This is a genomic window from Flavobacterium lindanitolerans (assembly GCF_002846575.1).
Taxonomy (GTDB): Bacteria; Bacteroidota; Bacteroidia; order Flavobacteriales; family Flavobacteriaceae; genus Flavobacterium; species Flavobacterium lindanitolerans.
The window spans coordinates 1,492,245-1,507,722 of sequence record NZ_PJND01000007.1 but is presented as its reverse complement, the minus strand read 5'-3'; the positions used below and the strand labels follow the sequence as shown (position 1 = coordinate 1,507,722).

Here is a 15,478-nt window from a genome sequence, read left to right as displayed (position 1 = left end):
GGTTTTGCTATAAAACAAGCAATACCAAAAATACCCTACCCGGGCAAACCACTTTTTTTAATTAAAGCCTATATTTGGAAAACTTAAAAAAATAATGAGATATAAAGGTAGGGTTTTTATCATCTTAACTGTTATACGTCAGGAACTGTCTTTAACTGTATGGAAGAAATAAAAAAAATTGGGAGCATCTGCGAAGAAATTGTCTTTTCGGATTTCTTTCGTTCCCATGCAAAAACCTTACGGAATTATCTGTTGTATAAGTTTGGCAATGAAGAACAGGCTAATGATATGTGCCAGGAGGCTTTTGTAAAACTTTGGGAAAACTGCGCCAACGTGCCTGTAGGCAAAGCAAGATCATTTCTGTATACGGTTGCCAATAATGCAACCCTAAACCAGATTGCGCATCAAAAGGTAGTCTTGAATTATGTAAAAAAAGAAAGTTCTTCACAGCATACTAACGAAAGTCCCGAATTTATTTTAGAAGAAGAACAGTTCAAAAAGAAATTAGAACGTGCCATCCAAAACCTAAGCGAAAGCCAAAGAACGGCTTTTCTTTTGAATAGGATTGATGGCAAAAAATACAGTGAAATTGCAATTCTGCTCGACATCAGTGTCAAGGCTGTGGAAAAAAGAATACATGGAGCCCTGGTTTCTTTGCGACAGGAAATTGAAAATATAAAGTAGGGTTTTCCCGCAGTTGTCTGTTTTTTAATAAAAAAAGCAATGGAAAATAATGTTGATTTAGCAAAGTGGCTGGCCGGAGAAATGACAGGAAGTGAATTGGAGGCTTTTGAAAAATCGCCTGAATTTGCTACCTATCAAAAAATTAAAAACTATTCGGGTAGTATGGAAGCTCCAGCTTTTGATACTGACGAATCGTATCAAAACGTTATAAAACAAGTAAAAAAAGAACCGGTCACCAAACGAAAGCAAAACTACTGGTTTATAAAACTAGTCGCTGCTACTCTTGTAATCAGCCTGGGAACAGTGTTCTATTCAAAAAACAAGACCACTACCCAATATGCAGAAGCCGGGCAGAAAACAACTTTTTCTCTTCCTGACCAATCAGAAATCGTACTGAATTCTGATTCAAAAATCCAATATAAAAAATGGAAATGGAAAACCAACAGAAGTTTGAAGCTTGAAGGTGAAGCTTTTTTTAAAGTTTCCAAAGGCGAAACGTTTGACGTGAATACCAGCCTTGGAAAAATAACGGTTGTAGGCACAAAATTCAATGTCAAATCCCGAAACCGGAATTTTGAAGTGGAATGTTATGAGGGAAAGGTAAAAGTTGCCTTTGGAAATAAGAACTTCCTGTTAGAAAAAGGAAACAGCATTACGGTACGAAATGGAAACATAACCGCTACAGTGCCGCTGAATACAGAAAAACCAAGCTGGCTTTTGAACGAAATAAAATTCAGCCAAAACAACTTAAAAGAAGTCATGGACGAAATTCAACGCCAGTACGGCATTGAAATTGAATATCCTCAAATTCATTCGGGTCATTATTTTACCGGGACAGTTCCGGCAGACAATATTGATACGGCCATGAAAATTATAGGCAAGGTGTATCATTTGAATTATATAAAAGCATCTGACAAAAAGATTATTTTGAAGAAAGAATGAGGAAAATAATCTCGCGATTATTGTTGTTTTTGATGTTATTTTTCGCGGGCCAATCGATGCTGGCTCAAGAAGAAAGCCCTGTTGTACCCTTAAAAGAAATTCTTGCCAACTTATCCAAACAGTATAAAATCCAGTTTAATTTTCTTGAAGAAGAAGTAAAATATATTTCGGTCATACCGCCTTCACCTGAATTGAGCTTGTCTGAAAAACTGCACTATTTAAGCAACCGGACGGCATTGACTTTTGAAAACATAAACAATCGCTATATTGTTATTACTTCACAAAAGCAGGTAATTACTATAATTGACTCTGTTAAAGGTATTCCTATTCCCCTTGAAGAAACGGTTATTGAAAAATACCTGACCAAAGGCATTGCCAAAACCGCAGAAGGAAATCTGGTCATAAAACCTAAAAAATTCGGGATACTTCCAGGGCTGACGGAAGCAGATGTATTACAGACCATGCAACAGGTTCCAGGAATTTACAGCGCTGACGAAACGGTTTCCAACATCAATGTGAGGAGTGGCACCCACGACCAGAACCTGTTTTTATGGAATGGAATCCGGATGTTCCAGACCGGACATTTTTTTGGATTGATTTCTGCCTTTAATCCGTCACTTCCACAAAAAATAACCATTTCAAAGAATGGCACTTCTGCCTTTTATGGAGAAAGTGTTTCCAGCACTATTGCTATATCTTCTTTTCCTGAACCTATTGAAAATACGGCTTCCAGCATCAGCACTAACCTCATTGCGGCACAGTTCAATTCTAATATAAAAATTTCCGACAATTCCAGCTTTCAAATTTCCGGCAGGCGTTCCTTTACGGATTGGGTCAATTCTCCAACCTATCAGAACTTATATAATCGCGTTTTCCAAAATACTATCGTAACCAATATTGAAAACAATGAAATCTATGATTATCACACAGACGAGAAATTTTACTTTTATGATTTTACCGCCCAATACCAGCAAAAAATAGGCTCCAAGTCTGAAGCCACGGCCGCATTTATAGGAATCAACAATTCACTGGACCTTGACCAGAACATGATTTCCGAAGGAATCCAAAAATCCCGGAACAGTGATTTGAGTCAGCAAAATTTTGGAGGTATGTTAGCACTAAAAACAGTCTGGAATGATAATATTTCCAGTAAAATTAGCGGCTATCTTTCCTATTACAATCTCAATTCAAAGAATGAAGCCGTAGAAAATAACCAAACGCTGGTTCAGCAAAATACGGTTATCGATATGGGATTCCGATTGGAAAACAGACACATCCTGAATCCAAACATGGTTTTAAATACGGGCTACCAATACAACGAAACCGGAATCAGGAATTTCGAAAACATTGATAATCCGGGATTTTCCAAAAGCATTAAAGAGGTCTTACGTTCCCATTCTTTAATTTCTGAAGCCGAAATGCATTATCTCGACGGACATCTTTTTATAAAGCCGTGCTTCCGATTTAATTATATTGAAGAATTAGAAAAATATATTTTTGAACCGCGCCTGCAATTCAATTACAGACTCACACAGGAAATAAGCATAGAAGTTCTGGGCGAACTGAAAAGCCAGACCGCCTCACAGGTTATTGACCAGCAGCAAGACTTTCTTGGTATTGAAAAAAGACGTTGGGTTTTGGCTGACGACCGCTCTATCCCGATACAAAAAAGCAGGCAGGCTTCTGTCGGGTTTACCTACAACACATCAGATTGGCTGATTTCTTTAGATAATTTCTACAAAAAAGTGACTGGAATTACAACACCAAGCCAGGCATTCCAGAATCAATTGGAATTTATAAAACTCAATGGCGATTATACGGTATTGGGTTCCGAATTTCTGATACAGAAAAACTTTGACCGATTTTATTCCTGGATTAGCTATAACCTGAGCAGCAGCGAATACAATTTCGGGACACTCCTACCTTCTCAATTCAGCAACAATTTCCAGATAATCCACAACATCAATTGGGCAGTGATTTATGATTGGAACAATCTTAAGGTAGCTTTAGGTACTAAATGGCATTCCGGAAGACCGGAAACCACTCCGGCAACAAATCTCCTGGATTTGAGTAATCCGGCAAAACCTGAAATCTATTATAACTTCCCAAACAATAAAAACTTAAGCGATTATTTTCAGGTAAATTTTTCTGCTGCTTATTGCTGGAAGTGGAATTCAAAAAACCAATTAGAATTGGGCATATCAGTCCTTAACCTATTGAACAAAAAAAATACGATTAGCCGTTATTATAGAGTGAATGATAATAATGCTATAGAAAGCGTCAATACCTATTCATTGGAAAGAACACCTAATATTGCTTTGAAATTTAATTTTTAAAGTCAAAAAAAGCCGGTCTGAAAAGACCGGCTTTTTGTTATTCTACATTTTTTTCAAAAGTCAGGTAATCCGTTCCACTACCACCGCCACTCACGTCAACAAGCCTGATTTTTGTTGGGGTTGTTTCCAGAATATCCCAATCATCGCTTAAATCTGCAAAAGTAGCCGGTGCAGTAAAGGAAATATTAAAGTCGATGTCATTTGCTGAATCATCGTCACGTGTTACACTCCATACACCCTGATAATTATTGGTACCATTGTTAGCTATGAGAATATCACCCGCTCCAAAAGTAAAATTATAGTTTGTAAAATTATCGGTTTTAATAGTCCCACTATCTATATAACTGGTAATTCTCCAGCTACCTGAACGGGCAATATTGGTAACCTGTTGAATTGTTGCATTTGTCGACGATGAATTACTGTCATCATCCGAGCTACAGGCTGTTGTAAAAAACAATGCCATAGCAAATACTCCAAAAATTAGCTTCTTTTTCATAGTTGGTCGCTTTTATCGTTAAAATAATATTCTATTAACAATAATAACGAATTTATCCGTTTATTTATTACAAATAAATCTTAAAATAATATAAAAAAACACTAAAACTGGAAATAGATAAAAGGCTGCGGGCCTGCTGTTGCAGTAGCATAGACTATCCAATAGACGAAGCCTAATATCAAGGCTTTACCAACCAGCGGAGTTTTGTCAAAAGCCAGCTTCATGTTTCTGGTAATGCCTTCCGGAAGGAAATGCCAGACATAACCTATCAGCATCAAAAGAAATACATTTTTATAGCCCTGAATGATAATCTGCCATTGTTTTGGGTCAAAAGTAAGCTGCCCAATATTATTGATTACCTGTAAGGCCGTGTCAAAGTCTTTCGCTCTGAAAAACAGCCAACAGAAAACCACAAAATGAAACGTTAGCAAAACAGAGAAAAATCTCCAGATATAGCTGAAAGCATTCTTTTCACCATCTTTTTTGGACGGGAAGAATTCCAAAAAGATTTTGTGTACTGCCAAAGCAATTCCGTGCAAGGCGCCCCAAATAATAAAACGCAAACTGGCTCCATGCCATAATCCCCCTAACAGCATTGTAGTGAGCAGGTTGACATTGGTAAACATAGTTCTTTCCCTGTCTTTTGAAAGGATAAAGGTAAGGCTGAAAAGTACCAGGGATGAAACGGCAATAATCAGCGGAATATGGCTGATTGTAGAATAGCTGATACCCCAAACCACCAATCCGAAGAAAAACAGTGCCGGAAAAAGGAATCCCGCAAAAGAACCATTACGGTTTCCGCCAATCGATATGTATAGAAAATCTTTTAGCCAGGTAGAAAGCGAAATATGCCATCTTCTCCAGAATTCAGTTATGGAAGCTGATTTATACGGAGTCCTGAAGTTCGTAGGTAATTTGAATCCAAGTAACAATGCTACACCAATCGCCATATCTGAATATCCGGAAAAATCACAGTAAATCTGAATCGCATAGCCATAGGAAGCCATCAGGTTTTCAAACGCCGTATAGCTGGTTGGTGCGTCAAAAACGCGGTCGACAAAGTTGACGGAGATATAATCCGAAATGACCGTTTTTTTAATAAGTCCTCCAATCAAAAGAAATAAGGCCGCATTGACATCTTCTTTGGTAAGATTCAGTTTTTGGTAAATCTGCGGTAAGAAATCTTTGGCTCGGACAATTGGACCCGCGACCAATTGCGGGAAAAACGACACAAAGAACAGGTATTCAACATAATTATTGGTAGGAACAATTTCCTTTCTGTAAATCTCAATAATATAACTTATCGATTGGAAAGTATAGAATGAAATACCAACAGGCAACAGTATGTCATGGAATGCGAAATGGCCATTAAACATATCATTGTAAGTGCCTATCAGGAAATTGGTATATTTAAAATAACCTAAAAGTCCTAAGTTCAGGATGACGCTGAGCCAGATATAGAATTTACGCCAGCCTTCCCTGTTCTCCCGATAAATGACGCCGCTGAGATTATAATCGACAACGGAGGACAGAATCAGCAAAAGAAAATAAATCCCGCTTGACTTGTAATAAAAGAAAAGCGAAAACAGGATGACATATACCAATCTTAAATAAAAGGTCTTACGCAGAAAGGCATAAACCAGATAAAAAATCAGGAACATTCCTAAAAACAATCCCGTATTAAAAAGCAAAGGCTCTTTCGGATTGTATATAAACCAGCCTTTCACCTGCTCTAAAGTGATTGCTCCAAAGGTTTGAATAAACCAGTCATTTATGCTGTTGATCGTCATTAATTCTCTGTACCTGATTTAAAATTATAGTATGCTTTTAGAAATGCTTCCGACAAAAGATTTCCTTGTTTTTCATAACCTGCTTTGGAATAGTGAACTCTGTCTCCCGACATGAGTCCTCTTGCCGCATTACGCTCCACTCCATACAAGCCCCCAAACTGGGAATACAAATCCCAAACCGCAAAGCCTTTTTCTTCTGCCGATTTCAGTATATTTTCTGAATAATCGGCTGCAAATGTATTTGGAAATTTCCTTTTAAACAAGGAAGGCGGTGGTGTCGACACCAATACGGAAGCGTTTATATTTTGAGCCTTTAAATTCTCCAGAAACAGGTTGAGCTGTACCATATATTCTGAAGAAACGGTTTTATCGAAAGTTTCATTTGTTCCTAAGGAAAGGACAATCATGTCCGGCTGCAATGCTTTCAGTTGTTCGAAAAACAGCGGATATTTGTTGTAATCTGAGAATTTTGCTCCGTTAACTCCAATACTGCTATAAATAACACCCGGATTATTATTTTCCAACACCAGTCCGTTCAATGCAAATTCTGAAGCCTGAGGTTCAGGAATAAGATAAATCTTGCTTAAAGGAGTGTCACTTGTATAATAATGCGTTAACTGATTGGACTGTATATCCAAAGGAATAAATTCCGACCTTGAAATGGATTTTTGCTGCATTTCATTGGTAGGAATCCTGAGCGTTTTTCCTGCGCGGATATTATTCGACTTTAGATTATTTGCTTTTTTTAATTGGGCAACCGAAATACCATATTTTTCAGCAATAATAGAAACTGCTTCCCCTTTTTTAATCTTATGCGTAATCTTTTTAGGAACGCTCGATTCCATTACGATTGTTTTTGATGCCGTAGCAACATCAAACATATCTTTATTTTTAGGAGTAATTATCTTAATAGTATTGAAACCGTAGGAACTGTCCTTTACATTGATTTCAATGGCAAAATCCTTTGCCTTAGTCCAAAGTCCGATTCCGCTCAAACCAACAGGATGTCCTATTGCGGGATAAATATTCCGATAGCTTTCCCATGTTCTGTTTGATGAAAATCTTTCGTTATAAGACCCGTTTGTTTTGGCCAGACTGTACGGAAAAATAAATCCTCTCCCGCCGTTTCCAAATTCGCTCTGCAGTTTTTTCCGGATAACATTCGTCATCAAATCGGCCTGTATATGGGAATCACCGATATGAACAATATTGATTTTTCCTGTTTTTTGCTGCTGATTAAGGATTAGCTTTTCAAAAAATGGCTTCAATGCCTTGGTATTGTGAAAATGATTGTCGGGAATAATGATAGCTTCTGTCGTATCAATTGCTGCAACCGTATCGATTTCTACAAATATAGAATCTGTTACCTGCGCACGCATACCAACCACAGCCAATAAAAACCACAGGCTTAAAAATAATTTTAGCTTATGCATTGACGCTGTCCTTTTTAATTCCTGTTGAATCCGGAGATTTTTTTGCCGCCGGCTTTCTCTTTTGTCTTAAAGCCTTGTACTTTTCATATCCCTGATTCAGCTGTTCGTACAACAATCCTGCAATCTTTTTAGCTCCTCTGTGATTGAAGTGGGTATAATCCTTATTTGCCTTTACCGGTTCTTCTTCTACCCATTTTACCATGGAACCGTCACCACCCATTAAGGTATACAGGTTCACAAATCCGGATTGGGTTTTCAAAGCATATCTCTTTTGGGCAACAGTCAACGGAACCACAGCCGAATCGGTTTTCATTTCCAGGTCGTATTTTGTTCCCTTATCTGCTGTCGAAACAATCAGTATGGCAACTCCCGGAAAGCATTCTTTCAGGTGATTCACGGTTTTGGTCATGCTTCTGTCATACCAGGTATAATCTTTCGTTCCGTAGTTCAATACGTTTGTTCCATAGTGCAATACAATCAGGTCATAACCCAACTTGTTGTTAAATGCCTGCATTACCGCCGGATTAAATGTTGAAATAGGCAATCCGGAATTACCTCTCTGCGAGAAGTTATCGACATGCACACCTTTTCCGTCATCAAAATTGAAACCGAAGATTGGAATAGAATCGGCCTTTATAAAATCGGCCTTAAATCCTTTTATGCTGTTGGAAGAAACCTTTAGGGTATTCACCAGATTATTTGGCGTCAGGCTTTTTACAATGGTATCTTTTCCAATAATTACGTTGACTTTTCCGTTAAGATTAGACGATTTGCCATAGAAAAGCGTTGGATTGTCAAGCATGGTTGCAAATCTTGTCGTATTAGCCTTGAAGCGTACCCATTCGATATGAGCCGTGTCGTTGGCAAAAAACACATGACCGTTCACTCCAAACGGACTTCTCGGTTTTTTGACATTCAAATAGGACTGGGTTTTCCAGTTTCCGGAATATTGGTGCGTGATAGAACCTCTTGAAGCTGCCGATTCAGAAGTTATGGAAACAAAACCAACGCCCTGTCCTCCAAATTTTGCCTGATAGTCGGCTCTCAAATCCTGAACAATCATGTCGCCATCTGTCATGGAATCACCAAAATAGGCAATCCTTACATTTTCAGACTCCGGATTTGTTTCCAGCTGATAAAGCTTTTCATAAAAAGAAATCAGGTATTGGTAACCTTTATATTCTTCAAATTTTTCTGCAGGAAAAGTAACTCCAAAGGTCGGGTCAAAGACAATCTTTTTATTTACCAATGTATCCTTTGTTGTTGCCTTGACATCTTTTGCAACCGCATCCAGAAGCATACTGTCAATCAGTACGTTCTTTGAATTAGGAGCACTTTCAGAAAAAATTTTCTTAGGCAGAAACTGTTTAAACCCAATAAATGCGACAGTTGCCAGAAGCACAATTGCAAATGATTGAAAGAAATAAGATTTCGTTTTCACTTAATTGATTATGATTTATGCGTTACATTCTTTCAGGAACATCAATTCCCAAAAGGCTAAATGCCGAAGCAATAATATCGGCTACTTTTTTTGACAACTGGACGCGGAAAATCTTCTCTGTTTTATTTTCAGAACCCAAAATAGGCACGGCCTGATAGAACGAGTTGTATTCACGAACCAGCTCATACGTATAATTTGCAATTAGTGCCGGGCTGTAATTTTGAGCCGCATTCTGAATTACTTCCGGAAAAGCTTCCATTTGCTTCAGCAATTCTTTTTCTTTTTCGTGCAGTACGACCGAAACGTTTTCTGAATAGTCAAAATCTGCTTTTCTGATGATGGACTGGATTCTTGCATAGGTATACTGAATAAACGGACCTGTGTTTCCTGCGAAATCGACAGATTCTTCAGGATTGAAGAGTATACGTTTTTTCGGGTCAACTTTTAATATATAGTATTTCAAGGCACCCAATCCGATAGTCTTGTACAATTTCGCCTTTTCTTCTTCAGAGTAATGGTCCAATTTGCCTAATTCTTCCGAAATCGTTTTGGCCGTTTCAGCCATATCCTCCATTAAATCATCTGCATCAACAACAGTTCCTTCACGGCTTTTCATTTTTCCCGAAGGCAAATCTACCATCCCGTAAGACAAATGGAAAAGATGCTGAGCCCAGTCGTATCCCAGTTTTTTCAAAATCAGAAACAACACCTTGAAGTGATAGTCCTGTTCGTTCCCTACCGTATAGACCATTCCTCCTACATCCGGAAAATCTTTGGAACGCTGAACGGCAGTTCCGATATCCTGTGTCATATAAACTGAAGTTCCGTCAGAACGAAGCACTAATTTTTCATCCAGACCGTCTTCAGTCAAATCAATCCAAACCGAACCGTCAGGCTTTTTATAAAAAACACCTTTTTCGAGTCCGTGTTCAATAATATCTTTTCCTAATAAATAGGTATTGCTTTCGTAATAATAAGAATCAAAATCGACACCCAGGTTGGTATAGGTTTCGGCAAAACCGGCATAAACCCATTGGTTCATCATTCTCCAAAGATTCATTACCTGTTCATCGCCTGCCTCCCATTTTTGAAGCATTTCCTGGGCTTCCAAAATAATAGGCGCCTGTTTTTTTGCTTCTTCTTCTGATTTTCCTTGCTGCATCAATGCGTTAATCTGGTCTTTATAGGCCTTGTCAAACTCCACATAATATTTCCCAACCAGTTTATCGCCTTTCATGCCTGATGTTTCCGGAGTTTCATTGTTCCCAAATTTCTCCCAGGCCAGCATTGATTTGCAGATGTGGATACCCCTGTCGTTGATAATTTGCGTTTTGTACACTTTTTTACCCGAAGCCTTAATGATTTCGGCTACAGAATAGCCTAAAAGATTGTTACGAACGTGACCCAAATGCAAAGGCTTGTTTGTATTTGGAGACGAGTATTCCACTAAAATGGCTTTTTCGTTTTCTTTTGGGGTTACAAAACCAAAGTTCTTTTCGGTTCTGGTTTTTGCAAAAAAATCAAGATAATAGCTATCCGAAATCACAATATTCAAAAATCCGGAAACCACATTGAATTTTTCAACCTCAGCAACATTTTCAACCAGATAGGTTCCTATTTTATTTCCAAGTTCAACCGGATTGCTTTTCACCAGCTTGAGCAGCGGAAAAATCACCATAGTGATATCACCTTCGAATTCTCTCCGAGTTGCCTGAAATTCTATTTTGTCAATAGTAACTCCAAACAAAGCCGAAATGGCTTTTTCAATTTGCGGTGTAAGAATTTGAGATAATGTCATTTTAAGTGTTTTTTAAGCGTGCAAAGATATTAATTCTGACTGAATTTAGGAAGGCAAAATTTTAATTCCAAAAAGATGTTTTTTCCTGTTTTAAACAAATCTGTAAGATTATTAATATACAATATCATAAATATTAACATTTAATCGGAATTATTTGTATTTCGTTGACGCGAATACCTATCTTTGCTATGAACTTTCAAATAAAAGCCCCAATTTTTATTAAGTGAGTATCAAAAAATTTGCCCAGATTTTGATATGAAAAATAACCTATTGATTTTATTGGCATTATTGCCAATAGTTGGCTATTCCCAGGCCATAACTGTCGATACGTCAACCCGTACAGTTCCTGAACTTGTCACCAATGTTCTGGTAAACTCCCCTTGTACAGAAGTAACGAATATTTCATGGCGGACCGGAACCAATTTTGGTTCCAGCAACGGTATTGGCTATTTCCAGAACACCAATCCTAATTTCCCTATACCAAGTGGTGTCCTATTGACCACAGGCGATGCAAACCGTGCTCCCGGACCAAACAATTCAACACTCAATGACGGAGATAATCCGGCATGGATAGGCGATACCGATTTGGAAAATGTGCTGGTAGCAGCAGGAATCACCATGAATTCTGTAAATGCTACCGTACTTGAGTTTGATTTCGTGCCTATTTCTTCAAATTTCAGTATGGATTTTCTGTTTGCTTCTGAAGAATATGGTAATTCGCAGTGTAACTTTTCTGATGCCTTTGCCTTTCTTCTCACCAACCTGAATACGGGAGTCACCCAAAATCTGGCCGTAATTCCAAATACGAACACCCCGATTTCTGTCTTGACGATTCGCGATTTTCTTTACAATTCATCATGCCCTTCAGCCAATCCGGAATATTTCGGACGATTTAACGGAGGTTCGGAGGCATTGGGTTCTGCGATTAACTTCAACGGACAGACAGTACTTTTTCAGGCTTCATCGGTCCTGATCCCAAATACGCCCTACCATATCAAACTGGTTATTGCCGACCGCTCCGACTACAAATCAGATTCTGCCATTTTTCTTTCGTCAGACAGCTTTAATATTGGTCAGGATGTTTTGGGTCCTGATTTGACCATTGCCAGCCAAACGGCTATTTGTCAGGGCGCAACACATACGCTTACTACCGAATTAGACCCGGCCACTTATTCTTTCTCCTGGCTAAAAGATGGAAATCCAATTGGCGGAGATGTTGACGAACTTGTCATCAATGAACCGGGAACCTACTCTGTCACTTACAACAATACACTATTTCCGTGTGAGGCTCCGGTTACTGATACTATAGTAGTGGAATATTATCCTGAACTGATTACACCGGAACCACATACATTATATAAATGCAACACGGGGCAAGCCTCTTATAATTATGACTTGTCCTACAACACGCCTATTATTTTGTCTGGTATTGACCCCGGCGTTACACTTTCTTATCACGCCAGCAGAGCAGATGCAGAAAGCGGAGCCAACATTCTCCCTGCTATTCGTCCAAGCGCGGGAAATGAAACCATCTACGTACGGATTCGCAACACAAACGGTTGTATCACAATCAAATCGTTCGACCTGCTTTTGATTGCACCACCAACCGCAACACAGCCTAATGATATGACAGAATGTGCCGTAGCTTTGGACGCTACAGATGCCGACTTTAGTTTTGCGGTACAGGATTCCTCTGTCCTGAACGGACTTTCTACAGATATTTATACTATTTCATATTATACATCTCTTCCAAATGCGCAGGCCGGAAGCAACCCGCTTCCATCAACAGGCTACACAACAGGAGGCAATCAGACGATTTATGTCAGGATAGAAAACAAAACTGATACAGACTGTTATGACACAACCAGCTTTCAGATTTTCGTAAAAAACCTCCCTCCTGTAGACAGACTGGAAAATGTAATCGTGTGCGACCAGCACGAATTGACTCCTTTAACAAACGGAAATTATTTTTCCGGATCTAACGGAACAGGAACACCACTCCTTCCGGGCGATGTTATTACAGAAACGCAAACCGTTTATGTGTTTAACCAAACGGGAGGCTCACCCAACTGTACAAACCAAAGCAGTTTCAGAGTGACCATTATTGACCCGGAGTCATTAATTCCGCCTGACGGAAGGTATTGCACCAGCTATACTTTGCCAACCTTGCCTTTTGGAAATTATTACACCCAATCTGGCGGAAACGGTACACAGATTGCTGCCGGAACCGTAATCAGAAACACCCAAACTATTTTTGTGTATTATCAGTTTCCTGAAGAGCCTTTCTGTATTATTGATGGTAGTTTTGATGTTGAAATCATACCATTTGAGAATCTTCCTGAAATTTCTTCCGTATTCGACTGCGACTCTTATGTATTGCCTGCCCTGCCTTTTGGAAATTATTATACGCTGCCTGGAGGAACGGGAGCCATAGTGCCGGCGGGTACGACAATTACTGCTACACAAACGCTTTATGCTTACGTACAGAACGATATATGCGAGGACGAGAAAGAATTTACAGTGTTTATCAGAATCGACACTCCACCTAATGCTGAGAATTGTTCAAGCTATACGCTACCCTCACTGCCTATCGGAAATTATTACACAGGACCAGCCGGTTCAGGAACGCAGATTCCGGCAGGAACAATAATCACTACTTCGCAGACAATTTATATATATGTTGCCACAACCGAAAACCCAAACTGTACAGACAATGTCCATTTTGATGTTATCATATCCGACCCGTTTGATTCCATACCGGAAGATATTACAGTTTGCGGCAGCTATACACTGCCTCCTATTACGGTTGGAAATTATTATACCGGTTCTAACGGAACCGGAACGATGATGCTTGCCGGACAAACAATATACAGTACACAGCGGATTTATATTTACAAACCCGTACTTCCGGGACAAAACTGTACTAATGAAATCAGTTATCTGGTGACCATTAACCCTATTCCGCAAATCAGTTCGAGGTCTGACATTGGACCAACCTGCCAGCCTTATACCTTAACTCCTTTGGCTGTGGGTAATTATTATACCGAACCTAACGGACAAGGAAGAATTCTTAATGCGGGAGACGTTATTTCCCAAACGCAAACTATTTATATCTATGCTATCAGCACAACAGAACCTCCGTGTAGTGCCCAAAACAGCTTTACAATAACAATTGTAGGCATTGAAGCCGATTCACCTGACCCTGCTATTAGCTGTGACAGCTACGTGCTTCCACCGCTGACGGTTGGAAATTATTATACGCAAAGTGGCGGACAGGGAACGCTAAGGCATGCGGGCGAAGTTATCACCGCCAGCGAAACGCTTTATATTTATGCTGAAATAGACAACCGTGGCGAAATCTGTTCTGATGATAATATATTCCCAATCACCATTGTCACAACTCCAACGGTAAATCCTATCCCCGAAGATTTGAAAATAACTTGCGATAACGACGACGTTAATGATGGCTTTACCTCATTTGACCTCACTCCGTTTACGGACTTTGCACTGGGCAGCCAATTACCGGCAGATTATCTTGTGGAATATTTTGAATCTGAAAACGACGCCCTAAGAAGAACGAATCCGGTAACATCTTCTACCATGCAGACAATTTATGTAAGGGTTTCGAGCAGGATTTCAGACATCTGTTATGATATTATGCCTATCCGACTAACGGTACGCCGCTTACCGGAACCGCGTCCAAGAGAAGGAACTGTTTGTATTAACAGTGAAACCAACCAGTTAGTCAGTTCCCATACCATGCAAACAGGACTTAGCAGTTCAACCCATACATTTGAATGGTTTGATGAGAACGGGCCAATTGCAGGAGCAACAGGCAGTTCCTATACGGCAACAGCTCCGGGAACGTATTCCGTAATTGCGACCAATAACACGACAGGCTGTCCTTCAAAACTTACGAGCGTTGAAGTTGTACATTCCGAAAAAGCAACCGTCACCTATGTCGTAACCAATACATTTGGCGACAATCAAAGCATTATAGTCACAGCGACCGGCGTTGGAGGCAATTATGTCTACCAACTCGACAACGGACCCTTTCAATCCAGTAACGTTTTTGAAAATGTTTCTTCCGGTGAGCATACCATAACGGTAGACGATTTGAACGGATGTGAAAAAACAACAATTACTGCTTTTGTAATTAATTATCCAAGATATTTCACTCCAAACGGAGATGGTTATAATGACTATTGGAACATTTGGGATTTAGCGCACCAACCGGAAGCCGTTATCTACATTTTTGACCGTTATGGCAAATTACTGAAACAAATAAAACCATCGCAACCCGGTGGCTGGGACGGATTTTATAATAACGCTCCTATGCCTTCCACAGATTATTGGTTCAAAGTCATCTATACAGAAAACGGCGTTACAAAAGAATTCAGGGCCCATTTCGCTATGAAACGATAAATCCGAAACGCTAACATACACCTAATCAGAAAGCTTCCCTAAACAGGAAGCTTTTTATTGTTTGGAATGAATTTAAATATAAAAAATAGTGTAACATATTTTAATTTCTGTAGTCTATATAGGCAACTAAAAT

Annotated in this window: 9 protein-coding genes; 4 read left to right on the top strand and 5 right to left on the bottom strand. The window is 39.2% G+C overall.

Going from position 1 to position 15,478, the window contains the following annotated elements:
• Positions 1-159 precede the first annotated feature (159 nt).
• Genes B0G92_RS06530 through B0G92_RS06520 form a run of 3 tightly spaced genes read left to right on the top strand, consistent with a single transcriptional unit; the run spans position 160 to position 3,962 of the window.
• Entirely contained in the window at positions 160-684 is a 525-nt protein-coding gene (locus B0G92_RS06530; protein ID WP_056069553.1) for an RNA polymerase sigma factor, read from the top strand.
• 39 nt (positions 685-723) lie between these two features.
• On the top strand, positions 724-1,626 hold the full coding sequence (locus B0G92_RS06525) for a FecR family protein (protein ID WP_101471501.1): 903 nt from the start codon (positions 724-726) through the stop codon (positions 1,624-1,626).
• Complete coding sequence (locus B0G92_RS06520) at positions 1,623-3,962, top strand: TonB-dependent receptor plug domain-containing protein (protein WP_101471500.1); 2,340 nt, start codon at positions 1,623-1,625, stop codon at positions 3,960-3,962. Before B0G92_RS06525 ends, B0G92_RS06520 begins: the two co-directional genes overlap by 4 nt.
• Before the next feature lie 37 nt (positions 3,963-3,999).
• On the opposite strand, the gene B0G92_RS06515 is transcribed toward B0G92_RS06520, so the two are convergent.
• The 5 genes from B0G92_RS06515 to argS form a co-directional block, all read right to left on the bottom strand.
• On the bottom strand, positions 4,000-4,458 hold the full coding sequence (locus tag B0G92_RS06515; RefSeq protein ID WP_056069545.1) for a hypothetical protein: 459 nt from the start codon (positions 4,456-4,458) through the stop codon (positions 4,000-4,002).
• A gap of 101 nt (positions 4,459-4,559) precedes the next feature.
• Positions 4,560-6,248, bottom strand: coding sequence for an MBOAT family O-acyltransferase (locus B0G92_RS06510; RefSeq protein WP_101471499.1), 1,689 nt, complete (start codon positions 6,246-6,248; stop codon positions 4,560-4,562).
• On the bottom strand, positions 6,248-7,681 hold the full coding sequence (locus B0G92_RS06505) for a LysM peptidoglycan-binding domain-containing protein (protein ID WP_245867725.1): 1,434 nt from the start codon (positions 7,679-7,681) through the stop codon (positions 6,248-6,250). Before B0G92_RS06505 ends, B0G92_RS06510 begins: the two co-directional genes overlap by 1 nt.
• Positions 7,674-9,122 (bottom strand): SGNH/GDSL hydrolase family protein, encoded by a 1,449-nt coding sequence (locus tag B0G92_RS06500; protein WP_101471497.1) that lies wholly within the window; start codon positions 9,120-9,122, stop codon positions 7,674-7,676. The genes B0G92_RS06505 and B0G92_RS06500 overlap by 8 nt, the downstream gene beginning before the upstream one ends.
• A gap of 22 nt (positions 9,123-9,144) precedes the next feature.
• A complete protein-coding gene (gene argS / locus B0G92_RS06495) occupies positions 9,145-10,920 on the bottom strand; it encodes an arginine--tRNA ligase (RefSeq protein ID WP_101471496.1) in 1,776 nt (591 codons plus the stop codon).
• Between the two features lie 255 nt (positions 10,921-11,175).
• On the opposite strand from argS, the gene B0G92_RS06490 reads away from it, so the two are divergent.
• Positions 11,176-15,345 (top strand): T9SS type B sorting domain-containing protein, encoded by a 4,170-nt coding sequence (locus B0G92_RS06490; RefSeq protein WP_101471495.1) that lies wholly within the window; start codon positions 11,176-11,178, stop codon positions 15,343-15,345.
• Positions 15,346-15,478: the final 133 nt, after the last annotated feature.

Excerpts from the sequence above, each read along its gene's own strand:
- B0G92_RS06530 (WP_056069553.1), top strand. The coding sequence starts at position 160 with ATGGAAGAAATAAAAAAAATTGGGAGCATCTGCGAAGAAATTGTCTTT.
- B0G92_RS06490 (WP_101471495.1), top strand. The coding sequence starts at position 11,176 with ATGAAAAATAACCTATTGATTTTATTGGCATTATTGCCAATAGTTGGC.
- B0G92_RS06515 (WP_056069545.1), bottom strand. The coding sequence starts at position 4,458 with ATGAAAAAGAAGCTAATTTTTGGAGTATTTGCTATGGCATTGTTTTTT.
- B0G92_RS06505 (WP_245867725.1), bottom strand. The coding sequence starts at position 7,681 with ATGCATAAGCTAAAATTATTTTTAAGCCTGTGGTTTTTATTGGCTGTG.
- argS (WP_101471496.1), bottom strand. The coding sequence starts at position 10,920 with ATGACATTATCTCAAATTCTTACACCGCAAATTGAAAAAGCCATTTCG.
- B0G92_RS06510 (WP_101471499.1), bottom strand. The coding sequence starts at position 6,248 with ATGACGATCAACAGCATAAATGACTGGTTTATTCAAACCTTTGGAGCA.
- B0G92_RS06525 (WP_101471501.1), top strand. The coding sequence starts at position 724 with ATGGAAAATAATGTTGATTTAGCAAAGTGGCTGGCCGGAGAAATGACA.
- B0G92_RS06520 (WP_101471500.1), top strand. The coding sequence starts at position 1,623 with ATGAGGAAAATAATCTCGCGATTATTGTTGTTTTTGATGTTATTTTTC.